Origin of the sequence: Carnobacterium pleistocenium FTR1, from assembly GCF_000744285.1 — a bacterium.
Classification (GTDB): domain Bacteria; phylum Bacillota; class Bacilli; order Lactobacillales; family Carnobacteriaceae; genus Carnobacterium_B; species Carnobacterium_B pleistocenium.
Map to the genome: position 1 here is coordinate 2,562,618 of NZ_JQLQ01000002.1, position 26,075 is coordinate 2,588,692.

23 protein-coding genes and 1 tRNA gene are annotated in these 26,075 nt (G+C 34.5%); 9 read left to right on the top strand and 15 right to left on the bottom strand.

The window, feature by feature from the left end; all coding sequences use genetic code 11:
- Positions 1-205: 205 nt before the first annotated feature.
- On the top strand, positions 206-418 hold the full coding sequence (locus BP17_RS12510; protein ID WP_035054848.1) for a DUF378 domain-containing protein: 213 nt from the start codon (positions 206-208) through the stop codon (positions 416-418).
- Positions 419-492: 74 nt separating this feature from the next.
- Here the strand turns inward: BP17_RS12510 and BP17_RS12515 are convergent, their stop codons facing one another.
- From BP17_RS12515 to dnaA, 15 genes are all read right to left on the bottom strand, one after another.
- Complete coding sequence (locus tag BP17_RS12515; RefSeq protein ID WP_198022568.1) at positions 493-1,305, bottom strand: ZIP family metal transporter; 813 nt, start codon at positions 1,303-1,305, stop codon at positions 493-495.
- 535 nt (positions 1,306-1,840) lie between these two features.
- Positions 1,841-1,913: transfer RNA gene (locus BP17_RS12520), tRNA-Lys, on the bottom strand.
- 142 nt (positions 1,914-2,055) lie between these two features.
- Positions 2,056-3,348 (bottom strand): adenylosuccinate synthase, encoded by a 1,293-nt coding sequence (locus BP17_RS12525; protein ID WP_035054852.1) that lies wholly within the window; start codon positions 3,346-3,348, stop codon positions 2,056-2,058.
- 244 nt (positions 3,349-3,592) lie between these two features.
- The gene (gene dnaB, locus BP17_RS12530; RefSeq protein ID WP_035054854.1) at positions 3,593-4,978 is read right to left on the bottom strand and encodes a replicative DNA helicase; all 1,386 of its coding nucleotides are present in this window, start codon (positions 4,976-4,978) and stop codon (positions 3,593-3,595) included.
- Positions 4,979-5,170: 192 nt separating this feature from the next.
- Complete coding sequence (gene rplI / locus BP17_RS12535; protein ID WP_035054856.1) at positions 5,171-5,626, bottom strand: 50S ribosomal protein L9; 456 nt, start codon at positions 5,624-5,626, stop codon at positions 5,171-5,173.
- 4 nt (positions 5,627-5,630) lie between these two features.
- Positions 5,631-7,631, bottom strand: a complete 2,001-nt coding sequence (locus tag BP17_RS12540; protein WP_035054858.1) for a DHH family phosphoesterase — start codon at positions 7,629-7,631, stop codon at positions 5,631-5,633.
- A gap of 427 nt (positions 7,632-8,058) precedes the next feature.
- Positions 8,059-8,298 carry a 30S ribosomal protein S18 gene (gene rpsR / locus BP17_RS12545; protein WP_007724031.1) on the bottom strand — a complete coding sequence of 80 codons (240 nt, stop codon included), beginning with the start codon at positions 8,296-8,298 and terminating at the stop codon, positions 8,059-8,061.
- A gap of 30 nt (positions 8,299-8,328) precedes the next feature.
- Positions 8,329-8,847, bottom strand: a complete 519-nt coding sequence (ssb, locus tag BP17_RS12550) for a single-stranded DNA-binding protein (RefSeq protein ID WP_035054860.1) — start codon at positions 8,845-8,847, stop codon at positions 8,329-8,331.
- A 49-nt stretch (positions 8,848-8,896) separates the two neighbouring features.
- Positions 8,897-9,196: a 30S ribosomal protein S6 gene (gene rpsF / locus BP17_RS12555; protein ID WP_035054862.1), complete on the bottom strand. Its 300-nt coding sequence runs from the start codon at positions 9,194-9,196 to the stop codon at positions 8,897-8,899.
- A gap of 216 nt (positions 9,197-9,412) precedes the next feature.
- Positions 9,413-11,983, bottom strand: coding sequence for a DNA gyrase subunit A (gene gyrA, locus BP17_RS12560; RefSeq protein ID WP_035054864.1), 2,571 nt, complete (start codon positions 11,981-11,983; stop codon positions 9,413-9,415).
- Positions 11,984-12,006: 23 nt separating this feature from the next.
- Positions 12,007-13,944, bottom strand: coding sequence for a DNA topoisomerase (ATP-hydrolyzing) subunit B (gene gyrB / locus BP17_RS12565; RefSeq protein WP_035055514.1), 1,938 nt, complete (start codon positions 13,942-13,944; stop codon positions 12,007-12,009).
- Positions 13,945-13,946: 2 nt separating this feature from the next.
- Positions 13,947-15,068 (bottom strand): DNA replication/repair protein RecF, encoded by a 1,122-nt coding sequence (gene recF / locus BP17_RS12570; protein ID WP_035054866.1) that lies wholly within the window; start codon positions 15,066-15,068, stop codon positions 13,947-13,949.
- Complete coding sequence (gene yaaA, locus BP17_RS12575; RefSeq protein WP_035054867.1) at positions 15,068-15,319, bottom strand: S4 domain-containing protein YaaA; 252 nt, start codon at positions 15,317-15,319, stop codon at positions 15,068-15,070. The genes recF and yaaA overlap by 1 nt, the downstream gene beginning before the upstream one ends.
- A gap of 264 nt (positions 15,320-15,583) precedes the next feature.
- Positions 15,584-16,726, bottom strand: coding sequence for a DNA polymerase III subunit beta (gene dnaN, locus BP17_RS12580; RefSeq protein WP_035054868.1), 1,143 nt, complete (start codon positions 16,724-16,726; stop codon positions 15,584-15,586).
- A 182-nt stretch (positions 16,727-16,908) separates the two neighbouring features.
- On the bottom strand, positions 16,909-18,246 hold the full coding sequence (dnaA, locus tag BP17_RS12585; protein ID WP_035054869.1) for a chromosomal replication initiator protein DnaA: 1,338 nt from the start codon (positions 18,244-18,246) through the stop codon (positions 16,909-16,911).
- 624 nt (positions 18,247-18,870) lie between these two features.
- Here dnaA and rpmH point away from each other — a divergent pair.
- The 8 genes from rpmH to BP17_RS12625 all read left to right on the top strand — a co-directional run bounded on the left by rpmH (position 18,871) and on the right by BP17_RS12625 (position 26,064).
- Positions 18,871-19,005, top strand: a complete 135-nt coding sequence (gene rpmH, locus BP17_RS12590) for a 50S ribosomal protein L34 (protein WP_034547059.1) — start codon at positions 18,871-18,873, stop codon at positions 19,003-19,005.
- A 155-nt stretch (positions 19,006-19,160) separates the two neighbouring features.
- Complete coding sequence (gene rnpA, locus BP17_RS12595) at positions 19,161-19,499, top strand: ribonuclease P protein component (protein ID WP_035054870.1); 339 nt, start codon at positions 19,161-19,163, stop codon at positions 19,497-19,499.
- Positions 19,500-19,527: 28 nt separating this feature from the next.
- Positions 19,528-20,355, top strand: coding sequence for a YidC/Oxa1 family membrane protein insertase (locus BP17_RS12600; RefSeq protein WP_035054871.1), 828 nt, complete (start codon positions 19,528-19,530; stop codon positions 20,353-20,355).
- Between the two features lie 44 nt (positions 20,356-20,399).
- Complete coding sequence (jag, locus tag BP17_RS12605) at positions 20,400-21,188, top strand: RNA-binding cell elongation regulator Jag/EloR (protein WP_035054872.1); 789 nt, start codon at positions 20,400-20,402, stop codon at positions 21,186-21,188.
- A gap of 341 nt (positions 21,189-21,529) precedes the next feature.
- Complete coding sequence (locus BP17_RS12610) at positions 21,530-22,222, top strand: response regulator transcription factor (protein ID WP_198022537.1); 693 nt, start codon at positions 21,530-21,532, stop codon at positions 22,220-22,222.
- Positions 22,185-23,234, top strand: coding sequence for a sensor histidine kinase (locus tag BP17_RS12615; RefSeq protein WP_232219626.1), 1,050 nt, complete (start codon positions 22,185-22,187; stop codon positions 23,232-23,234). Before BP17_RS12610 ends, BP17_RS12615 begins: the two co-directional genes overlap by 38 nt.
- A 120-nt stretch (positions 23,235-23,354) precedes the next feature.
- The gene (locus BP17_RS12620) at positions 23,355-24,122 is read left to right on the top strand and encodes an ABC transporter ATP-binding protein (protein ID WP_035054876.1); all 768 of its coding nucleotides are present in this window, start codon (positions 23,355-23,357) and stop codon (positions 24,120-24,122) included.
- Complete coding sequence (locus BP17_RS12625) at positions 24,115-26,064, top strand: FtsX-like permease family protein (RefSeq protein WP_035054878.1); 1,950 nt, start codon at positions 24,115-24,117, stop codon at positions 26,062-26,064. The genes BP17_RS12620 and BP17_RS12625 overlap by 8 nt, the downstream gene beginning before the upstream one ends.
- Positions 26,065-26,075: the final 11 nt, after the last annotated feature.

Here is a 26,075-nt window from a genome sequence, read left to right on the forward strand (position 1 = left end):
TTCTTCCTTTCTAAATGTAATTATTATTTTTATCTGTTCAAGTACGGCAATTCACCACTTTTTGAGACCAAATTTTTAGTGTAATTTTACCATCTTTTGTTCAAAAAGAGTAATAAAAAAGAATTAGCCTCCTCGTAAGACACATTAATCGACAACTGATTCTGGAACAAGTATAGTTATCTTATCAAATAAAGGAGGTTATCGTATGAAAACTTTGGATAGTGTTGCTTTAGGGTTGCTTATTGTAGGCGGATTAAATTGGCTATTGGTAGGACTCTTTGAATTCGATCTTGTTGCTACACTTTTTGGTGGACAAACTTCGTTATTATCTAAGATTGTTTATATTATCGTTGGTTTATGTGCACTATATTCCTTGAAATTTTTCCCTTTATTAACTTCAAATCGCAGAGACAGATAGAAACTAACTTAACTAAAAAAAGGGGCTCAACAATTCACTGTTGAGTCCCTTTTTTGCGTGTTCAATTGATTCTTCTATCCAAGAGATACATCTAATATCATCATGATCGTAAACCCAATCATTAACCACATAGACGCCAAATCTCTGTTGCCATTTTCTTGGGAACCAGGTATAACTTCTTCGGCAACAACAAAAATCATAGCTCCGGCTGCAAAGCTTAAAGCGTATGGAAGCAATGGTTCCATTACGGTAACAGCTAATACTCCTATTATAGCAGCAATCGGTTCAACAACTCCTGAAAGTTGACCATAGTAAAAACTCTTGGCTCTGGACATACCATCTCGTCTTAAAGGCATCGAAACAGCTGTTCCTTCTGGAAAGTTTTGAATTCCCATCCCAATTGCTAAAGCAAGAGCTCCAGCGATAGAGGCTTCAGGATTACCCGTTGCAACGGATCCAAATGCAACCCCTACGGCTAGACCCTCGGGTATATTATGCATCGTAATCGCTAAAACCAATAAAGTACTGCGTTTTCTCTTTTGAGGATTAACCCCTTCAGCTTCTGTTGGAGGCATACTAGGACTTAAATGGGGCAAAACATTATCTGCACTCCATAAAAAGATCCCCCCCAACATGAAACCAACTGAAGCTGGTATCCATCCTGGCACCGGACCGCTTTCGGCCATTGAAATAGCTGGTGCTAAGAGTGACCAAAAACTTGCAGCGATCATTACTCCACCTGCAAAACCAAGCATGCCATCCATTAATTTTTGGTTGACCTTCTTGGTAGTAAATACTAAAGCAGCTCCTAAAGCTGTCATTCCCCAAGTAAATAACGACGCAAGTAGCGCTTGTACTAACGGACTTAATGAACTAAAAAAATCAATCAATCATTTCACTCCTCATGTAGTTTATTCTTCTTATTTAGTCTACTGCTCTTTTCTTTTTTTGACAAATGGTTAAACGTAGCTCTCTTTAGTCGCTAAAATCTTTCTTTTAATTTTAATTAAATCGACAAACGTTTCCATTACTTATACCTAGGTAACGAACCAGTTGAAAAATAGAATCTATATTCAAAAATTCATATCCTTATCTAATTAAAAATTTATTTTAATTTTAATAACGCACTAACTCTAGCTAACGGTTAGAATCAAACTAAAGGTTTTGATGTTTAACTGTAAAAACATAGCCTCTATCTAGCTTTTTCTCACCTCTAAAGCGTTGCATACCAATTGATTCAAGTTAGATTTTTATCTAAGAGTAGTACAACTTTAAAAGCAGTACGAGAGATCAGATCATTCAATTTCAAACAGTTATGTATGTTTATGCTTATATTTCTAAGAAATAAAAAAAGAGACGCAATAAACGTTTTCAAAATGCTTTCGCACCAACGTTTATCCGTCTCGTGGGTTTGGCACCCAATGGGCTGTGGGGGGCTCGAACCCTCGACCCGCTGATTAAGAGTCAGCTGCTCTACCAACTGAGCTAACAACCCATTTTTTCCTACAAAATACATTTTAACACATTTTTATACTTTAATGTAAAAAAAGTATAACTAAATCACTCTTTTGCCTCTATTAAATAAAAAAAGCTAGCCAAACAAAAGGAAACCTTTTATTTGGCTAGTCAATAAAGTATTAAATTTGTGCCCAAACACTTTCTAAAATATTTGTTTGTTCACGGTCAGGTCCAACTGAGAATGTTGAAATACGCACGCCGACTAATTCAGAAATACGGTGTACATAATTTCTTGCATTTTCAGGAAGCTCTGCTAAAGTACGGCATTTTGTGATATCTTCGCTCCAACCTGGTAATTCTTCATAGATTGGCGTACATTCAGCTAACTCTTTTAAGCTTGCTGGGTAATATAAAATTTCTTCTCCATTGCGTTCGTAAGCAGTACAAATTTTAACCGTTTCTAATCCACTTAAAACGTCGATTGAATTCAAAGAAAGATTCGTAATACCAGATACTCGTTTTGAATGACGCATCACTACAGTATCAAACCAACCAATACGACGCGGACGTCCAGTAACTGTACCGTATTCACGACCGATTTCACGAATTTGTTGTCCTACTTCATCAAATAATTCAGTTGGGAATGGACCATCTCCCACACGTGAAGTATAAGCTTTACATACTCCGACTACTTTATCGATTTTTGAAGGACCAACACCACTACCGATGGTCACTCCACCAGCCACTGGGTTAGAAGAAGTAACAAATGGATATGTACCTTGGTCAATATCCAACATAACCCCTTGAGCCCCTTCAAATAATACCCGTTTACCATCGTCTAAAGCATCATTTAAGACTACTGAAGTATCGCAAACATACTGTTTGATTTGTTGTCCATATTGGTAATATTCTTCAAAAATATCTTCAAATTCAATTGCTGTAGAATCATACATTTTTACAAAACTACGATTTTTTTCTTCTAAATTGATACGTAAACGTTCTTCAAAAATCTCTTTATCTAATAGATCAGCAATTCGGATTCCGATACGAGCCGCTTTATCCATATAAGCTGGTCCAATACCTTTAATTGTCGTTCCGATTTTTTGATCACCTTTAGAATCTTCTTGCAATTGATCTAATTGAATATGATACGGTAAAATAACATGTGCACGATCAGATATACGTAAATTATCTGTTGTTATTCCTCTTTCATTTAAATAAGCTAACTCTTTGATAAGCGCTTTAGGATTTACAACAACACCGTTTCCGATAACACTGATTTTATCTTTATAAAAAATACCTGATGGAATTAAATGTAATTTATACGTTTCGCCATCAAATTGAATCGTATGTCCGGCATTATCGCCACCTTGATAACGTGCAATAACTTCAGCATTTTCACTTAAAAAATCTGTGATTTTACCTTTTCCTTCATCGCCCCATTGTGTACCCACTACTACTACTGAAGACATAAAACACCTCATTAATTTTTTTTAACCCAAATACTTATTAATTCTATCAGTAATTGTTTATTGTTTCAACAAATAAACGAATATTTCATTTTTTTTTAACTAAAAAATCAGATATAAACGAACATTTTTTAAAAAAAATCAAAAAAAAAAGACAGAATACGAACTATATAGTATGTTATTCTCAAAAGTTAGCTTTATATCGTTAACCTTTTGAGGTTACATCAATATCTCGTATTCGTCTTTTTTAACGTTGAACCATATCATCTGGGTAATAGCTTAACGAAGAGAATTTATTGTACTCTTTTATAAACAGAAGTTTAACTGTACCCCTTGCACCACTTCTATTTTTTTCGATAATAACTTCTACCACATTATCTTCACCTAGCGCTTCATGGTCGTCGTCCTCTTCTCCACCCTCACGATCATAATAATCATCACGATACAAAAAAGCTACTATATCAGCATCTTGTTCAATAGAACCGGATTCACGAATGTCGCTTAATACTGGGCGTTTATCTTGGCGTTGTTCAACACCACGAGATAATTGAGACAATGCCATAACAGGTACTTTTAATTCTTTCGCTAATTTTTTTAGCTGACGAGAAATTTCAGAAACTTCTTGCTGTCTGCTTTCACGTCCCGTTCCTTCGATCAACTGCAAGTAATCAATTAAAATTAAACCTATATTGCCTTTTTCTTGTTTTAATCGACGACATTTAGCACGGATTTCAGCAACTCGTATTCCAGGTGTATCGTCAATATAAATATTAGCTTTTGACAAACTACCCATAGCTACGATCAAACTTTGCCATTCTTCCTCCGATAATGTTCCAGTTCTTAAATGACCGGCGTCAATACTGCCTTCCGCACAAAGCATACGATTGACAAGCGATTCAGCACCCATTTCTAAGCTAAAAATAGCAACCGTTTCATCCGTTTTAGTTCCAACATTTTGAGCGATATTTAAAGCAAATGCTGTTTTCCCTACTGCAGGACGAGCAGCTAAAATAATTAACTCCTCTTTTTGGAGCCCCGCCGTTATTTTGTCTAGTGCTTGGTAACCAGTCGGCAACCCAGTAATTTCCTCGTTATTTTGATAGAGTTGATCTATTTGAGCGATAGAACTGTTCAACACATCTGAAATAGCTAAAAAACCACTACTGTTACGTCTTTCGGATACTTCTAGGATACTGCGCTCCGCTTCATCTAAAATCGTTGCAAGGTCGTCTCCTTCTTCATATCCTCTGGTAACAATATCTGTTGCTGTATGAATCAAATTTCTTAAAATAGACTTCTGTTCTACTATTTTTGCATAATACTCCATATTAGCAGCGGTTGGAACTGAAATAGCCAGTTCTGCTAGATAAGCCATTCCACCAACGTCCTCTAACTGATTTTTAGATTCTAAGGCATTGGTTACTGTAACAATATCAATGGCTTCATTATGACCGTTTAGTTCTAACATTGATTGGAAAATCAATTGATGTCCCCGACGATAAAAATCTTTTGACTCGATAAATTCTAAAGCACCAACAACAGTATCAGGATCTAAAAATATGGAACCTAAAACAGCTTGTTCAGCTTCTATACTTTGTGGTGGTAAGCGGTCTTGAAAAGCTTCTTGTGCCAATAGATTCTCTTCCTTTCACTATCAATACTACGATTATTTTCTTCAAACCATTTGGATTCAATTCTATTATTTTACTTGAAAAATATAGAAAATACAATCTGTTAAAAAGAAGCTTTAATTTTTTAGAGCTAAATAAAAAACATTTGACTCTTATATTGCAAATGAGCCAAATGTTTTTACTTTTATACTAATTTAATTTTCTGGTATAACTTTAACTGTTATAGTAGCAACCACTTCTGGATGAATTTTCACATCAATCTTCATTGATGCTAAGCTTCGAATAGGAACGGGCAACTCAATTTTACGTTTGTCTAGTTTTACATTTAATTGTTTTTCAGCTGCTGCAGCTATTTGTTTAGTTGTAACAGATCCAAACAAACGTCCATCATCAGCCGCTTTTGATTTGATTTCAATGGCATTTTCTTCTTTTTCAAGAAATTCTTTTACTTTTTTAGATTCTTGTAAAATTTCTTCTTCTTTTTTTTCATCTGCTTTTATTTTTCCTTTTAATTCACTTACACTAGCTGATGTAGCTTCTTTTGCTAGATTGTTTTTTAATAAAAAGTTATTTGCGTATCCGTCGGCAACATTTTTTAAATCGCCTTTTTTCCCTTTGCCTTTTACATCTGCTAAAAATATGACTTTCATAATTTTATTCCTCCTCTTTTTTCTTTACAATAACATCTCGAAGCCATTCTTTTGCTTCTTGTATCGTCATGTCTTCTAACTGAGTAGCTGCATTGGATAGATGTCCGCCGCCACCGAGTTGTTCCATAATGACTTGTACGTTGATTTCACCCAAACTACGAGCACTGATGCCAATTTTTTTATCAGACCGCTTCGTTATAACAAATGCTGCGTCTACATTGGACATCGAAAGCATCGTATCAGCTGTTTGGGCTGCTACTACTGTATCATAAATACTGCCTTCTTCACCAATCGCAACTGCTATATTCTCAGTGATAAATTCAATCGTTTCGATCAAGTGGCTGCGAAGAAGATACGTTTCTTTGTCCTCTTTCAATAGTCGCTGAATCAGCACAGCATCTGCACCACAAGATCTTAAATAACTTGCAGCATCAAATGTACGCGATCCAGTTCTAAGAGAAAAGCTGTTAGTATCTACTATGATCCCACCTAGTAAAGCAGTGGCTTCAATTTTATTGATTGGGTCTGCTTCTTCAGATTGATATTCAAATAATTCAGTAATCAATTCAGCTGAAGATGATGCATATGGTTCAATATAAACTAAAGCAGGATTATTTGGAAATCCTTCTCCACGACGATGATGGTCAATAACCACTACTTTATTCGTCAGTGAAATCAAATTCGGTGCTATTCCCATAGAAGGACGATGAAAATCAACCAATACAATTAAACTATTGACTGTAATCATTTTTTCCGCAACTGATGGAGATATAACATAGCGACTAATCTGATTTTCCTTCTCAACTTCACTCATTAACTTAGATATATCCTTACTAAATTCATCTGGATTGACAATGACCCAAGCTTCTTTATTATTCATTTCAGCAATTCTTCTAATTCCTAAAGAAGAACCAATAGCATCTAAATCAGGATACTTATGTCCCATAATGAAGATTTGGTCTGAGGCCTTCATTAGTTCTTGAAGTGCTTGACTGATCATTCGAGAGCGAACACGCGTTCTCTTCTCCATTGGATTCGTTTTCCCACCATAATACCGGGGTTCAATTTCATACCCCTTAACAACAACCTGATCTCCACCTCTACCTAAAGCAAGATCTAGATTACTTTGAGCTAGTTTAGATAGTTCACTTAAATCATCCGAACCATAAGCAATACCCATACTTATCGTTAAAGGGGAATTTTGTTTTGAGGTTCTTTCCCTAATTTGATCGATGATACTAAATTTTTCTTCTTCCATTTTTTCCAAAGAATTATAATGCATCATAACAATAAAACGATCTTCAGTGATTCGTTTCAAATATACATGATGCAATTTTGCCCAATTAGATAATTGTGTGGTAATAAAATTATCTAAGTTAGATATATTTCGATCGGTCATCCCTTGAGTAATCTCATCGTGATTATCAACAAAAATATTTCCAACAACAATTTTTTCATCTTCATATTTTGATTGGATAATAGCATATTCCGTAATGTCCATAAGATACACAACTCTTATATCTTTTTGAATAATGATTTGAAAAAACTTATCGCCCCATTTAGCTATCTTCAAACCAGAATCTTGGCTTTCTTTAACCAATGTGGCTAATTCACTATCAACATCTTCTAATTGTTTACCTAAAACTTCTTGATAACCCAAATGAGATTGAAGGTAAGGATTTATCCACTGCAATTGTAAGTTTTCATTAAACAATAAAATCCCAATTGGCATTTTTATAAGCGCTTCTTGTTCTCCACGTTTGATTCGAAAGGCTAAATCAGAAATATACTTCTTATTTTCAATTGTTAATTTTTTAAGCAGATTATACAACAAAAATAATAATATTATTAAAATAACCAATAATGCTAAACCAATTCCAAAATTAGCAAAGAACCCAAGAATAATCATGCTTAACTGCATCACTACTATAATTGCTATACTAGTTTGTATTTTTTTATTATTTAAGAATTCTGGAAGTTTTTCTTGAGATAATTTCTTATTCATAGCAGACTCCTTTTTTCATCTCTTTCCTATTTAAGATTCATTCTCTATTTTACCACTTGTTCCTTGAGTAGACAACTTGTTTCACATGAAACAAATTGCCTACAAAAAGTTCCACGTGAAACTTTTATATCGATGTCTTTTCCTAACAAGAAATCATATATTAAAGTCTTCATTAAAATTATTTCGATTTTTTGTTAAACATAACTTCACCTTATTATATGGTTAACTTTTAGTTGAATAATTTTTGATGTGGATAAATAAATGAGTTAAATGACTCACCAAAAAAACTAGGAATATATCTTTAAGAAGGAGTATGTTCAAACACATTTGTCATAGCCATTTTTGGAGTACTCTCCTCTAGCATGATCTTTCAATAGATAAAACAAAAAAGAGCTGAGACATATGCCTCAACTCCTTTGTTTGTTTTTTATTGTTCGTCAGTTACGAAAGGTAATAATCCCATAATACGAGCACGTTTAATTGCTTTAGTTAATTTACGTTGGTTTTTTGCGTATGTTCCAGTAACACGGCGTGGTAAAATTCTACCTCGTTCAGAGATAAAACGTTTTAAAAGATCAACATCTTTATAGTCCACATGTTCAATATGGTTTGCTGCAAAGAAATCAACTTTACGACGTTTTTTTCCGCCTCTACGTTGTTGAGCCATTTCATTTTCCTCCTTTATTTCCCACTCGTTTTAGAATGGTAAATCATCATCTGAAATATCAATCGGTTGTCCACTCTTTTCGAAAGGATCAGAGTTTCCAAAATTTTGATATTGTTGGTTACGGGGAGCAGCGTCTTGTGAATTACTTTGTGTTTTGTCATAGGTTTTTTGTTGAGAACCATTAGATCCCGGTTGAGAATCACTTTGATCTTTACGTTGATCATTCTTAGCTTTTGATTCTAATAATGAGAACGTTTCAACAACTATTTCTGTAACATACACACGTTGCCCTTGTTGATTATCATAAGAACGTGTTTGGATACGGCCTTCTACACCTACTAATGCACCTTTTCTAGTGAAATTTGCAAATGATTCAGCACTTTTTCTCCAAATAACACAGTTAATAAAATCAGCATCTCTTTCACCTTTTTGGTTTGTAAACTGTCTGTTTACAGCCAATGAAAAAGTTGCGACTGCTGTGCCAGTTGAAGTGTATCTTAAGTCAGCATCTTTTGTTAATCTTCCAACTAAAACAACATTGTTAATCACATTGCCCACTCCTTCCGATAAAAATGTTTCATGTGAAACATTCTTTTGCTTAGTCTTGTTCTCTAGTTGTCATATGACGCAGAATATCAGGACTGATCTTAGACAAACGATCGAATTCGTTAATTGCAGCTGCATCATTAGCAGTAAGTTTTACGATATGATAGATTCCTTCGTGGAAATCTTTAATTTCGTAAGCAAAACGACGTTTCGACCAGTCTTTAGATTCAGTGATTTCAGCACCATTATCTTTTAAAATAGTGTCAAAGCGTTCAACTAAAGCTGTTTTTTCAGCTTCATCGATGTTTGGACGGATAATGTATAATATTTCGTATTTTGCTACTTTACTCATCTTGACTGTCACCTCCTTATGGACTTTGGCTCTTTTTAAAGAGCAAGGAGAGTAATCTTTTGAACTTTCATTAGATTACTCACGTTTGTTCAGTATATCATGTTTTATTTCGAACATCAATACCTGAATTGGTTTTTAAACATTAATTTTTTTAGTTTAGTTATGATTATAAAGTCAAAAAGAGTGAGATATTAGTCCCACTCCTTTTGATTTTTTTTATTCTTCTGTTGTATCAGTATTTTCTTCTGTATCATTCTCAGAGTCGTTTAAACTATCAACTTCTTCGATTGATTCATTTAATTCTGTAGACGCTAATTCAGAAACAATTCCTGCTTCATCTATTTCCTCATCTATAACTTTTGCATCTACTTTTGCCATAGTTGAAACTTTTACATCTTCAGCTACTCGAATAACGCGTACTCCTAATGTTGCACGGCCTGTTTGCGATACCGCTGAAACACTAAAGCGAATAATAACACCTGTATTTGTTATTAACATAATATCTTCGTCACCTCTGACGGTTGTTAAACCAGCTAAATCACCATTTTTACTTGTGATATTAGCAGTTTTGATTCCTTTTCCGCCACGGCCTTTAATAGCATACTCACTTGCTTTAGTTCGTTTACCATACCCTTTTTCTGTAATGATCAGTACTTCAGAATCTTCTGTTAACAGATCTACTCCGATGACGTAATCATTTTCTCTTAATCGGATACCACGAACACCACCAGCGGTTCTACCCATATTTCGAACATCATCTTCATGGAAGCTTACAGCATAGCCTAAATGTGTTCCAATAATGATGTTTTGATCTCCATTGGTTACAGAAACAGACATCAATTCGTCATTATCTTTTAACACGATAGCTTTTAGACCGTTGCTTCGGATGTTAGAAAATGCTTTTACATCCGTTCGTTTAACTGTACCAAGAAGCGTTGTAAAGAAGAGATATAGACCTTCTTCAGTTTCTTCTCTAATATTTATGACGGCTTGAACGGTTTCTCCAGAGTCAATACCTAATAAGTTAATGACTGGGATTCCTTTAGCTGTACGGCCATATTCAGGAATTTCGTATCCTTTCGAACGGTAAACTTTCCCATTATTCGTAAAGAATAACAAAGTGTCATGCGTTGAACAAGAAACCAGGGTTTCAATGAAATCATCATCATGGACTCCCATTCCTTGAATGCCACGTCCACCACGTCTTTGCGATTTAAATTCAGAACTTGGAAGGCGTTTGATATACCCTTTATTTGTCAAAGTAATAACAATATCTTCTTCTTCGATTAAATCTTCGTCTTCAAGACTTAAAACTTCTCCAACTAATAACTCTGTCCGTCGAGCATCCCCAAATTTTTCTTGTACTTCAAGAAGCTCTACTTCAATTATCTTGTGTATCCGTTCCGGTTTAGCCAATATATCAGCCATATCTGCAATCAATGCCATCAATTCAGTATATTCCGCTTCGATTTTATCGCGCTCTAGACCCGTTAATCGAACCATTCGCATATCTAAAATCGCTTGTGCTTGTTTTTCTGATAAACCATATGTTTCAATCAAAGATGTTTTAGCAATATCTCCCGTTTTTGATCCACGGATAATGCGAATAATTTCATCAATATGATCTAAAGCAATTCTTAGACCTTCTAAGATGTGTGCACGTGCCTCAGCTTTACGTTTATCGTAAGCCGTTCTTCTACGAATGACAACTTCTTGATGTTTTAAATATTCTTCAAGAATGGATTTCAAACTTAGTACCTTAGGAACACCATTAACAATAGCTAGCATGTTGAAGCCAAAGGATGTTTGAAGAGATGTTAATTTATACAAATTATTCAAGACTACGCTTGCGCTAACATCGCGTCTCACGTCGATTACAACGCGCATACCGTCTCGATCGGATTCATCAGCTAGATCGGTGATACCTTCAATTCGTTTGTCTCTAGCTAAGTCAGCAATTCGTTCCACTAATCTTGCTTTATTTACCATGTAAGGCAATTCATGAACAATAATGCGTTCTTTGCCATTTTTTAATATTTCGATGTCAACTTTAGCACGGACCATAATCGATCCTTTACCGGTTTCATAAGCTTTTCTAATACCAGATTTACCCATTACTAATCCCCCAGTTGGGAAATCAGGACCAGGAATAGCTTCCATTAAATCAGCTGTTGTTGCCTCAGGATCATTCATCAAAATGTGCAATGCTGAGATAACCTCAGATAAGTTATGGGGTGGGATATTAGTAGCCATACCAACAGCAATACCCGTTACTCCGTTTACAAGTAGATTAGGAAAGCGAGCTGGCAAAACATCCGGTTCACGTTCTGATCCATCGTAGTTATCATGGTAATCAATCGTGTCTTTATTGATATCACGCAGCATTTCTAATGCCATTTTTGTCATTCGAGCTTCAGTATACCGCATCGCTGCAGCTCCATCGCCATCCACTGACCCAAAGTTTCCATGACCATCGACTAAAGGATAGCGGTAACTCCAAGTTTGGGCCATCCGAACCATTGATTCATAGATTGCACTATCTCCATGAGGATGGTATTTACCCATAACATCCCCAACGATACGTGCTGACTTTTTGTGAGATTTATCCGGCGTTACACCCAATTCGCTCATACCATATAAAATGCGGCGATGTACTGGTTTCAAACCATCTCGTACATCAGGCAATGCGCGCGCTACGATAACACTCATTGCATAATCAAGGAATGACGTACGCATTTCATGGCTTAATTCAATATTTGTTATATTTTCATTTGATTCTTCAGCCATTTTTTATTGTCCTCCTAATTGGATTAAATATCTAAATTCTGTACATAGCGTGCATTTTCTTCAATAAATTGACGTCTCGGTTCAACACGGTCACCCATTAACATATCACAGCTTTTATCCGCTTCAATGGCATCGTCAACCGTAACTTGTAGCATCCGTCTATTTTCTGGATTCATGGTTGTTTCCCATAATTGTTCAGCATCCATCTCTCCAAGTCCTTTGTAACGTTGGATCACCGGTTTTGGTGAGAGCGGAATTTCTTTCAAATAATTTTCCAATTCAACTTCGGAATCCAAATAAACCATTTTTTTACCTTGGCGTACTTGATACAAAGGCGGCTGAGCGATGTAGACATAACCCGCTTCAACTATTGGACGCATGTAGCGATAAAACAACGTTAATAAAAGTGTGCGAATATGTGCTCCATCAACGTCCGCATCGGTCATGATCACTAATTTGTGGTAACGGGCTTTAGAAACATCAAAGTCGTTTCCAAATCCGGTTCCCATAGCGGTAAACAATGATCGGATTTCTTCATTTGCTAAGATTCTATCTAGTGTTGCTTTTTCGACATTTAAAATTTTTCCACGAATCGGCAAAATAGCTTGGAATAGTCTTGAACGTCCTTGCTTAGCAGAACCTCCGGCAGAATCTCCCTCAACGATAAATAATTCACTGACAGATGGATCTTTACTTGAGCAATCAGCTAATTTACCTGGGAGGTTGCTGATCTCTAGTCCACTTTTTTTACGAGTAACTTCACGGGCTCTTTTTGCAGCTAAACGCGCTCTAGCGGCAAGCAAGCCTTTTTCAACAACTTGACGAGCTACTTGTGGGTTTTCCAGTAAGAATTTTTCAAAATGCGCAGAAAACAAGCGATCCGTAATAGTACGTGCTTCAGAGTTTCCTAATTTTGTCTTTGTTTGTCCTTCGAATTGAGGATCTGGATGTTTAATAGATAATACGATCGTTAATCCTTCACGAACATCTTCACCCGTTAAGTTTTCTTCATTTTCTTTGATCAATTTATTCTTTTTAGCGTAATCATTTATGACACGTGTCAAGGCTGTTTTGAATCCAAATTCATGTGTTCCACCTTCATAAGTATGGATGTTATTAGCAAAACTCATTAAGTTGTTATGGTAACCATCTGTATGTTGCATAGCTACTTCAACAGTGACACCAAGTTGTTCACCTTCTAGGAAAATAGGTTCATCATATAAAACCGTTTTATTTTCATTTAAAAAGGCTACATAACTCTGAATACCACCTTCATAGTGGTATTCTAAAAATTGTTCTTTACCAACACGTTTATCTTCAACTGTAATTTTTAATCCTTTGTTTAAGAAAGCTAATTCACGTACACGCGTAGCTAATTTATCAAAGTGAAATTCAACCGTTTCTTTAAATATTTCAGGATCTGGTACAAAATGGACCTTTGTTCCGTGTTTATCTGTTTCACCAAGCACTTCTACGTCATGGACAACTTTTCCTTGAGCATATTGTTGATGATAGATTTTTCCATTTTTATATACATAAACATCTAACGTAGTTGAAAGAGCATTAACCACTGAAGATCCTACCCCATGTAAGCCACCTGAAACTTTATAGCCTCCACCACCAAATTTACCACCTGCATGCAGAATCGTGAAAACAGTTTCTACTGCTGGACGGCCCGTTTTAGCTTGAATATCAACTGGGATTCCACGTCCATTATCCGTAACAATGATACTTTCATCTTTTTCAATACTAAGGTTAATTTCATCAGAAAAACCTGCTAGAGCTTCATCAATTGAATTATCTACGATTTCCCATACTAAATGGTGTAATCCTTCACTGCTTGTTGAACCAATGTACATCCCTGGACGTTTACGAACGGCTTCTAAACCTTCTAGAACTTGTATTTGACTCGCATCATATTCATTTGCTAAATCTTGTTTACTTTTCATTTCTTCAGACACACTCATTCACTCTCCATTTCTACTTGGCCATTATCAATCAGAAAAATTTTTGGAGCTTCCAGCATATTTTTCTTTATTCCATCTAAACTAGTTGTCGTTAAGAACGTTTGGACTTTGTTTTGAATAGCTTTCAACAAATGAGTTTGCCGTTCATCATCCAATTCTGATAGAACATCATCTAACAATAAGACAGGATACTCACCCGTCATTTCTTTCATCAAATCGATTTCAGCCAATTTAACACTCAATGCCGTTGTTCTTTGCTGGCCTTGAGAGCCATAGGTTTGGACATTTCTTCCATTCACACTAAATTTCAAGTCATCTCTATGAGGACCAAAAAGAGTTGTCCGTTGCTCTAATTCTCGTTGCTTGCCTTGAGTATAAGCATCCATTAAATCTAAATAAATTTGTTCTTTACTTGTCTCATTTGTAATTTTCAAACTACAAGTATAGCCAATTTCAAGTTGTTCTTTTTGTTTAGAAATTTCACCATGGATCGGTTTAGCCCAATTTTCCAATTTTTTTACAAACGAAAAACGCTCTAATAAAATAGCTGCTCCATACTCTGCTACCTGCTCAGTTAAAATATCTAAAAAAGTTAGATCTTTCTCTTTTTTAAAACTTAATTGCTTAAGATAACTATTTCTTTGTTTTAAAAGATGCTGATATTGCACAAGATGGTGTAAATAAATAGGGCTCATTTGCCCCATTTCCATATCTAAAAATTTTCTTCTGATAGAAGGTGAACCTTTTACCAAAGATAAATCTTCTGGCGCAAATAAGATGACATTTAAATTTCCAATGTATTCACTTAGTTTCTTTTGCTCCAAATGATTGAATTTTGCCTTTTTGCCTTTTTTGGAAATAGAAATTTCAAGTGGGAAACTTGTATTTTTCTTTTGTATTCTTCCACTTACCCGTGCAAAATCTTGGTCCCAACGAATAGTTTCTTTATCATTTGCAGTCCTATGGCTTCTTGCCATTGCTAATACGTAAATAGCTTCCATCAGACTAGTTTTTCCTTGGGCATTCTCCCCTAAGAAAACATTGATCCCCTTAGAAAAAATAACTTCAGCATGTTCATAGTTACGATAATTAGAAAGATGGATCTCTTTCAATAGCATTATTTTTTTTCCTCAATTGTTTCAGTAGCTGTACCTTCTGATTGGATAAAGTAAGTTCCTTCACTTGGTATTTCAACAACAGAACCAGGATAAAGTTTTTTTCCTCTACGATTTTCATTTTCAGCATCAACAAGTACTGTATGTTCAGCCAAGTACCATTTAGCCATGCCACCGCTGCTAATAATATTTACATGTTTTAAAAGTTGTCCTAATGTAATAAATTCACGATTGATTTTAATTGTTTTTTTCATATTTTTCACCTACTTTTCATTAAAATATGCGTGGACATAATCCACGCATCACACTTTCTCTTATTCTTCCTATTATACTATTTTTTAACCAATATTACAACTGAATCTAAAAATAACCCTACTATTATCGATTTTAGCTAAAAGATAAAAAAAGACCTTAAATCTGCCAAAATTGCTTAAAACGAAAATAACATGGTTATTTGAAGCACAATAAAAAAAACTACTTTTCAAATTGTATGAAAAGTAGTTTTTTTTATTTGATTTTTAAAAAGTTCGAACAGGTGTAATCAACTGAATAAAATCTTGGCCATTTTCACTTGGAACCAAGATAAAAGGACGGACTGGAGAAGTAAATTTAATTTTTATATCTGTTTGCCCAAAAGTTCTTAATGCGTCTTTCATATAATCCGGATTAAATGAAAGTTCGATTGGTTCGCCTTCAACAGATAAGTAATTTAATTCTTCTTTAACGTTACCAACTTCAGGTGAATTACCTGAGATTTCAATTAAATCTGGATTGATGGTAATTTTTACAACGTTATTTTTTCCTTCATGTGAGAGCAAAGAAGCACGTTCAATCGAACCCAATAATGCACTAGCACTGAAACTGATTTCTGTTGAAGAATTTTCTGGGATCAATCGTTTTGTATCAGGATAATAGCCTTCAAGTAGACGGGAATAAAAATACATATTTTCTGATTTAAATAAAACTTGATTTTCAGTAATCATCATTTCAATAGTGTCCGTTGTTTCATCTAGTGTACGAGATAATTCAACTAAACTCTTACCAGGAATAATAATATTGTATTTTTTTGATGCTTGTTCATCATTCATTTCAATCGGAATCACACGTTGACTCAAACGGTGACTATCTGTAGCAACTGCTAAAAATTTGCCGTTTTCAATAACAATGTTTACACCGGTCAATATCGGACGGCTTTCATGTGTCGAAATAGCAATAACCGTTTGTCCAATCACTTGTTTAAATAAATTTACCGGTAAAGTAAAGGATTCTGATGTATCAATGATTGGCAAGTGAGGGTAGTTATTAGGATCTAAGCCATTAATGGTAAAAGAAGCTGTTGCTGACGTGATCAATGCTTGAAAATGATCAAGTATTTCAATTGTCATCGTTTCTTCAGGTAGTTTTTTAACAATCTCACTAAAAAAGCGGGCTTGTAAAACAATTCCTCCAGTTTTTTCAATCGTTAACAAATTTTCTTCTTCTGAGATAGGGATAAAAGCTTCGATTGAAATGTCTGAGTCACTACCAGTTAAAGTTAGTCCTTCATCATTTGCAATGATTTTTAATCCAGTCAATATTGGAATAGTTGTTCTAGAAGAAATGGCACGCTGAACATCAGCTAGGCTTTTTAAAAAGGCACTTCGTTTAATTGTAAATTTCATTAATTTTACCTCCAGGGATAGTTTAATTTATGTTATAAGTTCTTTTAGTAATAGTAGTAGGGCCTGTGGATACTGTGGAAAACAAGGATAAGCTTTTTATTTAAAAGGTTTTACACATGTGGATAACTTGTTGATAAAAAAAGGATAACTCTATTAGTTATACACATGTGTAAAATAAAAAGCTATGTTAATTTTTTCTTTAAATCGGTTATTTCTTGTTTTAACTGTTCATCATTTGTTAAAGCATGTACGATTTTTTCATAAGCATGAATAACAGTTGTATGATCTTTCCCACCAAATTCAGCACCGATTTTAGGTAATGAATTTGACGTAAGTTCACGAGATAGATACATAGCGATTTGTCTGGGTAAAACAATAGATTTAATCCGCTTTTTACCTTTAAGATCAGCAATCGACAGTTGATAATATTTACTGACAACTTGTTGAACATCTAGAATGGTAAGGGTCGTTGGTTTTGCTGAAGGAAGCATACTTTTTAATGCATCAGCAGCTAAACTCGTGGTAATATCACGACTTTCGATTGCTGCGTAAGCTTGGACACGAACTAATGCACCCTCTAATTCTCTAATATTTGAATCAATTTGACCAGCGATATAACTTAAAGTGTCGCCTGGAATTTCTAAACGTTCAGCATTTGCCTTCTTTCTTAAAATAGCAATTCGCGTTTCCAGATCTGGAGGAGTGATATCTACGGATAACCCCCATGCAAATCTTGATACTAGACGTTCTTGTAATTTAGGAATTTCATTCGGCAAACGATCACTAGTCAATACGATTTGTTTACGATCATCGTACAGAGCATTAAAAGTATGGAAAAATTCCTCTTGCGTTCCTTCTTTATCTGCAAAAAATTGAATATCATCTACTAAAAGAAGATCAACACTACGGTATTCGTTTCTAAATTTTTCTTGTGTTTTATTTTGGATGGAATTTATAAAATCATTCGCAAATGTTTCACTACTCACATACTTGACACGTGCATCAGGGTTAAGTAGTAACATTTGGTGACCTATAGCATGCATCAAATGTGTTTTGCCAAGTCCAACTCCGCCATAGAAAAATAACGGATTGTAAATTGTTCCAGGTTCTTCCGCAACGACTAATGCTGCGGCATGAGCCATCTGATTTCCTTTACCTATAACGAAGGTATCAAAAGTATACTTTGTATTTAATTGAATATCTTTTTTAAACCAGTTTTTTTTAGGAACTTCATTACGATGATTATTATTGGCAAGGTTAGTAGTTTCTTGTTCATTTTTGATAACAAATAATGGCGAAATTTCACGGCTGGAGTATTCATAAATATTTTCAACGATTCGGGTAGCTAAGTTATTTTCCCAATACTCTTTATGCAAAGAAGAGGGGACTTCAATAATAATGTTGTTATCTGTGATACGGATTGGACTAGCACTTTCTATCCACGTATCATAGCTAACTTTGGATAGCGATTCTTTAAATTTTTCTTTCAAAAAATTCCATAGTGTTTGTAGATCGTCCAAAAGAGAACCTCCTTATAAAATGTGTCTAGGTTAGTTTAGCACTTTTATAAAAAGTTTTCCACAAGTAGTTTTTTTAAAAGAAAAATTATACACGTGCTGTCAATAAAGTTATGCACAGGAGAAAAACGATAGTGGATAACTTTATTTAATAACAACAAAAAGCAAAAAAATGTGGATAACTATATAACTTTTTTAATTGCTACAGTAACCTTAATTTGAGTTATACACAATTTTAAAGGAGGAGTGGATAACGTTTTTACACACCTTGTTCGTTTGTGGATAACCGGGTGATAACTTGAGGATAACAAAAGCGTAAAAAAAGTATTCCCCACCCTTGTGGGTAACTTTATACCCTTGTGGATAACTTTTTTTTGAATGAAAAAGGTATGGAAATTCTTAGTAAGTCTTAATAAAAGAGTAGAAAATGAAGGAGTATCAAAAGAATTTGCAAAAGTTTGTTTCATAATAAGCGGAAATATGCTATCATACATAGGTGAATGAATAAAAATAGGGCAAATATGTTTGACAAGACTATTTTTTCTTCGTTATAATAATTCTAGACTGTCTTTGGGATAATGTAAAAAACAATAATGAGAGATAGTTTTTACAGGAGGTGTATCACGCATGAAAAGAACTTACCAACCTAAAAAACGTAAACGTCAAAAAGTACATGGCTTCCGTAAACGCATGAGTACTAAAAGTGGGCGTAATGTATTACAAAGTAGACGCCGTAAAGGAAGAAAAGTATTGTCTGCATAGATCACTGAACGTTTCAGTGGTTTTTTTTTTTAGGATATGAATAAAAATTACTCAGTAATCGTTTTTCTTTATATGATTACTGGGTAATTTAATTCTTATCCAATTAAATAAAATAAAATTTTTATTAACTTAAATAGAGATGAGAGGTTATTTGAATGAGAAAAACCTATCGTGTCAAAAAAGAAGCAGAATTTCAAAAAGTTTTTCACCATGGCAAATCAACAGCGAATCGCCAATTTGTCATCTATGTGCTAGATAAAAAGGACCAACCACATTTTCGTGTAGGAATATCTGTTGGTAAAAAAATAGGCAATGCTGTTATGCGGAATGATGTCAAAAGAAGGATTCGACAAAGTTTAACTGAGCTAAAACCGCAGCTAAAAGCAGAAAATGATTTTATTGTGATTGCTCGTAAACCAATAGCAGATATGACAATGAAGGAAACAAAAAAAAGCTTGACGCATGTCTTAAAGCTTGCAAAATTACTAAGATAGATTTACTTATTAGAGTGGAGGACATAACGTGAACAAACGTAAGCGATTACTTCTTTTATTAGGGACCGTTTTTTTAGCAGTTGTTTTGGTGGGTTGTGGCACTTCACCCATTACAGAACAAAGTACAGGGATTTGGGATAAATACATTGTTTTTAACTTCTCCCGTATCATCATTTGGTTAGCTGATTTATTTGGTGGGAGTTTTGGTATTGGAATCATTATTTTCACATTGATCATTCGATTGGTTCTTTTACCTGTCATGCACCATCAAACAAAAAGTACTCAAAAAATGTCAGAAATGCAACCGCAATTAAAAAAATTGCAAGAAAAATATGCTACTAAAGATCCGGATACTCAAAATAAATTAAAAGAAGAAACGTCTAAGTTATATGCAGAAGCAGGGGTTAATCCTGTAGCAGGGTGCTTGCCATTGATTATTCAAATGCCAGTGCTGATTGCTATGTATCAAGCCATTAGCCGTACAGAAGCTTTGAAAACAGGAGATTTTTTATGGATGAATCTGGGAGCACCAGATCCATATTTCATTTTAGCTGTACTAGCTGCTATATTGACGTATGCAACAACTAAGCTATCAACTATGAGTCAATTAGAGTCTAATCCAACAACAACAGCTATGATGTATATGATGCCAGCATTGATTTTATTCATGGGGATCACATTACCAAGTGCATTATCATTATATTGGGTTGTAGGAAATGCTTTTTCTGTTGGTCAAACATTATTATTGAATAATCCTTTTAAAATAAAGAAGGCACGTGAAGAAAAAAATAAAGCTGAACGTGATCGCCAACGTGCTCTTGAAAAAGCTTTAAAACCTAAAAAAAGAAGAAAATAAAACAAACTTGAACAATTAGATTTAGTTAGAATGGAGGTAGGCAAATGAATAAGTATACAGCTCAAGCTGAAACGATAGATGAAGCTATCCAAAAGGCATTGAAAGAACTTGGGATTACGAAAAAAGAAGCCTCTATTGAAGTAATAGAACAAGGCAGAAAAGGTATTTTTAAGATTGGGAAAAAAGATGCAATCGTAACAGTCACAAAAATTGCAGCTGAAAATGATGTTAATAATTTCTTTGACAAATCTTCCAGTAAAACTGAAATAGGAAAAACAGCATCAGACTCAAGTGAACGTGAAGTAGAAGAGGCTCCGATTTTGACAGAAATGATTATTTCGGACGAAGAAGAGCTTTCTAGGCAAGCGGATAACAAAAGAAATGATGAAGAGGCTATTAAGATGGTGGCAGATTACCTGCAAGAGATTGTCCAAAAAATGGGTATTTCTAGTACGGTAAGAATAGAAGAAACTAGAAAACAAGTCGTTTTTCATATTGAAACAGAAAAAGCGGGTTTGGTCATTGGCAAACATGGTAAAGTACTAAATGCTTTACAATCATTAGCTCAAGTGTTGTTGCATCATCATGCTAAAACAAAACTTGATGCGGTTGTAAATGTTGGAGACTATCGTGAGCGTAGAGAAAATGCTTTGAGAGAAGTAGCAGAGCGGACTGCTGCGAAAGTCCGTCGCACACAGCAACCTGTATACTTAGAACCAATGCCTGCTTCGGAAAGAAAACAAATCCATTTCTATTTGAGTAAAGATGATGGTGTTGTCACTCACTCTGAAGGTAATGAACCTCATCGCTATTTAGTAGTTGAATTAAAGTGAAAGTATTTAGTAGAATTTAATTACTAGTTAAATGAATTGCGTGATTAAGTAAAAAAAGAGGCTGAGGCATAAACTAGCTGTGAATAAGAAAAGGGTCTGTTTATTAGGAAACTGATAAACAGACCCTTTTTTTGTTCTATATTGATTGTTTAATAAATGGTGTTAGTGTTTTAAATAAATTTCTTCTGTAATGGACGGGTTTGCTTGTGAAGAGCCATGGAAGCAGCCCTATTTCACTAGAAAGAGTTGAAAAATTTCTAAGCCAAAAGTCTAGTAGGTTGATGGGAAAGAATCCTGTATAGTAGAAGTAACGAATTAAGGATGAGTAGGTGGATAGGTTGATGAAAATTATGATTATTGAAGATGATTTAGTAATTGCTTCAAGTTTGAAAGAAGAGTTGATGAAATGGCAATACAGTGCCTTCTATGTCACAGATTTTAATGACGTAATGACTAGATTTACGCAAGAAGTACCACAATTAGTCTTAATAGATATCAAACTTCCGTATTTTAATGGCTATTATTGGTGTACGGAGATTCGTAAAATTTCTCAAGTACCCATTATTTTTGTTTCTTCTCAAAGTGAGCGAATGGACATTGTAATGGCAATTCAAATGGGAGCAGATGATTTCATTAGTAAGCCATTTGATTTAACAGTTGCTTTAGCCAAAATACAAGCATTGTTGCGGAGAACGTATGATTTTACTGGTAATGATGCTTACCTGAGTTATCAGCAGGTCTATCTAAAAACAAGCGAATTGAAGGTTCAATACCAGGATCAAGAAGTGGAATTGACCAAAAATGAAATAAAAATTTTAGAAGTACTCTTTCTACAAAAAGGAGCTTTTGTTTCACGAGAGGCTATTATGATGAAATTATGGGAAAATGATTCATTTATCGATGACAACACATTAGCCGTTAATATCAATCGTTTGCGCAAAAAGTTAACGGAATTAAACTTGTCTAACTTTATTGTAACCAAAAAAGGATATGGCTATGGACTTCAAAAGGATGATCATGATGAAACCAACTAAGAAATGGATAGCTATTTTTATTGCTTTTATTAAAGCCAATCAATCTTTGCTGATCGTATATATACTTAACATTTTAGTCTTTAGTCTCATCTACCTATTAGGACGATTGCCACTTTATTTTTTACTATTTAGTATTGAACTTTCTTTATTTATAGGTAGTTGTTTTTTTGTATTTCAGTTTTCAAGGTATTATAAGCGATTTCGATTGCTTGAACAGTTAGATAAGGACCCGGTCTATACGTTGAAACAATTATCGGTTAGTCAAGACCCTAGTGAAGTCTTTCTGCGGCTTAAAATTGAAGATTTAATGAAAGAAATTCAACAAATTGAAAGAAAAAATTTGCAGAGAAGCAATTCTCAGATGGATTATTTTACTTTGTGGCTTCATCAAATTAAAACACCTATTTCAGCTATCAGCTTATTGGTGCAACGAAACAGTCAAACGGAATCTAGCCACCAAATGGAACAAGAGCTATTACGGATTGAAAACTATACACATATGGCATTAAATTATTTGAAAATTGAAAACAGTGGTTCAGATTTGGATTTTGTAGAAGTTGCACTTGATCGTGTAATCAAAGAGACGGTTAAAAAATTTTCTATTTTATTTATTTACAATCGTATCCAATTAGACTACCAAGAGACAGCAGTCATTACTTTGTCAGATGAAAAGTGGTTGCGGGTATTAGTTGAACAGATTCTTTCCAATAGTTTAAAATATACGCCAGAAGGTGGCACTATCAAGATTTATATGAGTCCAACACAAAAGCAACAGCTCATTATTGAAGATACCGGTATTGGCATCCGCTCTGAAGATTTGCCGCGCATATTTGAACGCGGGTATTCAGGATTTAATGGAAGAATACATGAAAAATCAACTGGACTTGGGTTATTTCTTAGCCAAGAAATTACAAAACGACTTGGGCATAACCTGTTGATCGAGTCAATTTTAGGAAAAGGTACCAAAGTGATGATTGATTTAGCCAGAGAGCCGTTAATAAAAGACTATTGATAGGTAAACTTACAAAACTGTAAGGTTAAACAACCAAATGTAAGAAAAGATAAAAGCAGCCGATGTTCATTTTTATTAAACTAGTAATAGCGATAAAGAAGTGAACAGGAGGAAACAATCATGACATTATTAGAAGTGAATCATTTAAAAAAAACCTATACGGGAAGATTTTCATCGCAGGGAGTCCAAGCCTTAAAAGACATAAATTTTTCAGTTGAAAAAGGAGAATTTGTTTCAATTATGGGAGAATCGGGTTCAGGAAAAACAAGCTTATTGAACATCCTAGCAACACTCGATACAGCTACTACTGGTGAAGTAATGCTGGAAGGAAGAGACCTAACAGAGATTAAAGATAGAGAGATTTCTAATTTCCGTAGAGATTACCTAGGATTTGTTTTCCAAGATTTTAACTTATTGGATAATTTTTCAATCAAAGACAATATTTTATTGCCGCTTGTGCTATCTAATACGCCAATAACTGAAATGGAGAATCGCTTGATGCCTATCATTAAAAAATTAAAAATTGATGGAGTGATCAATCATTATCCGTATGAAGTTTCTGGGGGACAGAAACAGCGAGCTGCAGTAGCTCGAGCCTTGATTACAAATCCAAAATTATTACTTGCAGATGAACCCACTGGAGCACTGGATTCAAAATCTAGCCAGAGTCTGTTAGAAACCTTTGAATCCATTAATAATGCTGGTCAAACGATTATTATGGTTACCCATAGTACAAGAGCAGCAGCCTACTCGAACCGCGTTTTGTTTATTCAAGATGGCGAAGTGTATCACGAGATTTATCGTGGCGAACAAACACCCGATCAGTTTATGGATAAAATTTCTCAAGCGTTGGTTGTTTTAGCAAATAGAGGTGAGCAACATGAATAAATTTTTTTTTTCAAAGTTAGCCTTACGTAACCTTAAATCCAATAAGCAAATTTATTTTCCTTATATTTTTGCATCAATTGCAACAGTAGCGATGTTTTATATGATGGTTGCTTTAATGGGGAATGAATTTATTCAAACTAGATCAGATACGTTGTCTACACTTTTTACTTTAGGAGCTGTAGTCGTTGGGGCCTTTTCGTTTATATTTATTTTGTATACCAATAGTTTTCTGATCAAACGTCGAAAAAAAGAAATTGGGCTGTATGCGATATTGGGAATGAAGAAGAGCCATGTCTCTAAGATATTGACGATTGAATCAATCACAACAAGTTTTTTTAGTATTGTGATCGGTTTGATCGTTGGACACCTATTGGGAGAGCTTACTTTTCTTATTTTAAACTATGCTTTAAAATTTGGAATCAAAATGTCGTTTCCTTTTACAATAATGGCAACGGCGATTACGATTGGATTATTTGTGCTAATCTTTTTAATAACGTTAATTTACAATATCACGCAAGTAACATTTTCTAATCCTATCCAATTGATTAAAGGCAAACAAACAGGAGAACGAGAACCAAAAAGCTCGATTTTACTTTTTATTCTTTCTTTATTATTGATTGGATCAGGATACTGGATGTCGGTAGCTATCGACAATCCACTTGATGCTATCCTTTATTTTTTTCTTGCCGTAGTGTTAGTTATTGCTGGTACGTATTTTTTATTTATTGCTGGATCTATTTTCATTCTGAAAGCACTAAAGAAAAATAAGGCGTTGTATTATCGTCCAAGTCCATTTATTTCAATCTCCGGTATGCTTTATCGGATGAAACAAAATGCAGTAGGATTAGCGAATATTACTATTTTAGCAACGATGGTCATCATTGCGGTATCAACAACCGCGGCTATTTTTATTGGAACTCAAGATACTTTAGAGGTTCGTTTTCCATATGAAAATCAAAGAACTTATTATAAAACGGTCGATTTAGAAGAACAACTTGATGCAATCAAAAAGGAAACAGTAACGAGTGGATTAAAAGTTACAGAGACAGAGATGTATACGTACTATAATCTGTTTCCACTAATTGAAAAAAATGAAATGGTTATTGGAGAAACTGATTTTTCCAAAAGAATACCGGATACTGTCCAATTACTTGTCAGAGAAGATTATGAGAGGATAGCTGATCAAGCGATCGAGTTAAAATCTAATGAAGTATTGTTATTTGATTTAAACAATACATTTGATTTTTCAACATTGCTAATTGGAGACACAACGTATCAAATTAAATCAAAAATCGAAAATCCTTTGAAAATGGACGAATCACAGAGTCCAAATATGATTGTAGTAGTAGATTCTAAAGAGGTTGTAGAATCCATAATAGCTACTGATCTTGAAGTAAGAGGGATTGAAATTCCGATTGTTTCCGATGCAGTCTTATCTTGGAACACGACTGGAACGCAAGAGCAAAAAAAAGACTATTCCAACAAAATAGCAGCTAGTGATAGCGATAACTCATATTTTGACTCAAAAGAACTTCTGCGTGAAGAATGGTACAGTATGAATGGTGGATTTTTGTTCTTAGGTATTTTTCTTGGTTTATTGTTTACGTTTGGTGCAGCGTTGATTACGTATTTCAAACAAGTCTCAGAAGGCTATGATGACCGAGAAAAATTTCAAATTATGCAAAAAGTTGGGTTAGATAAACAGATGATTCGTAAAACTACACGCCTACAAATTATTTGGATGTTCCTTTTACCATTAATTATTGCTGTAATTCATGTGATATTTGCTTTTCCAATTATTCAAAAATTATTGCTTATTTTTAGTGTGGTCAATACAGCATTAATCTTTTGGTGTTTTATCGGCGTAATAGTTGGCTTTAGTTTAATTTATTGGATTATTTATCAAGTAACGTCAAAAGTTTATTATAGTATTGTTGAATAATTAAATTGCTA

What these genes read in the sequence shown, in the direction of transcription:
- BP17_RS12625 (WP_035054878.1), top strand. Translation starts at nt 24,115, where the DNA reads ATGAATAAATTTTTTTTTTCAAAGTTAGCCTTACGTAACCTTAAATCC.
- BP17_RS12615 (WP_232219626.1), top strand. Translation starts at nt 22,185, where the DNA reads ATGGACTTCAAAAGGATGATCATGATGAAACCAACTAAGAAATGGATA.
- BP17_RS12510 (WP_035054848.1), top strand. Translation starts at nt 206, where the DNA reads ATGAAAACTTTGGATAGTGTTGCTTTAGGGTTGCTTATTGTAGGCGGA.
- yaaA (WP_035054867.1), bottom strand. Translation starts at nt 15,319, where the DNA reads ATGAAAAAAACAATTAAAATCAATCGTGAATTTATTACATTAGGACAA.
- rpmH (WP_034547059.1), top strand. Translation starts at nt 18,871, where the DNA reads ATGAAAAGAACTTACCAACCTAAAAAACGTAAACGTCAAAAAGTACAT.
- recF (WP_035054866.1), bottom strand. Translation starts at nt 15,068, where the DNA reads ATGCTATTGAAAGAGATCCATCTTTCTAATTATCGTAACTATGAACAT.
- BP17_RS12620 (WP_035054876.1), top strand. Translation starts at nt 23,355, where the DNA reads ATGACATTATTAGAAGTGAATCATTTAAAAAAAACCTATACGGGAAGA.
- BP17_RS12525 (WP_035054852.1), bottom strand. Translation starts at nt 3,348, where the DNA reads ATGTCTTCAGTAGTAGTAGTGGGTACACAATGGGGCGATGAAGGAAAA.
- rnpA (WP_035054870.1), top strand. Translation starts at nt 19,161, where the DNA reads ATGAGAAAAACCTATCGTGTCAAAAAAGAAGCAGAATTTCAAAAAGTT.
- jag (WP_035054872.1), top strand. Translation starts at nt 20,400, where the DNA reads ATGAATAAGTATACAGCTCAAGCTGAAACGATAGATGAAGCTATCCAA.
- rplI (WP_035054856.1), bottom strand. Translation starts at nt 5,626, where the DNA reads ATGAAAGTCATATTTTTAGCAGATGTAAAAGGCAAAGGGAAAAAAGGC.
- gyrA (WP_035054864.1), bottom strand. Translation starts at nt 11,983, where the DNA reads ATGGCTGAAGAATCAAATGAAAATATAACAAATATTGAATTAAGCCAT.
- BP17_RS12610 (WP_198022537.1), top strand. Translation starts at nt 21,530, where the DNA reads ATGAAAATTATGATTATTGAAGATGATTTAGTAATTGCTTCAAGTTTG.
- BP17_RS12540 (WP_035054858.1), bottom strand. Translation starts at nt 7,631, where the DNA reads ATGAATAAGAAATTATCTCAAGAAAAACTTCCAGAATTCTTAAATAAT.
- rpsF (WP_035054862.1), bottom strand. Translation starts at nt 9,196, where the DNA reads ATGAGTAAAGTAGCAAAATACGAAATATTATACATTATCCGTCCAAAC.
- dnaN (WP_035054868.1), bottom strand. Translation starts at nt 16,726, where the DNA reads ATGAAATTTACAATTAAACGAAGTGCCTTTTTAAAAAGCCTAGCTGAT.
- rpsR (WP_007724031.1), bottom strand. Translation starts at nt 8,298, where the DNA reads ATGGCTCAACAACGTAGAGGCGGAAAAAAACGTCGTAAAGTTGATTTC.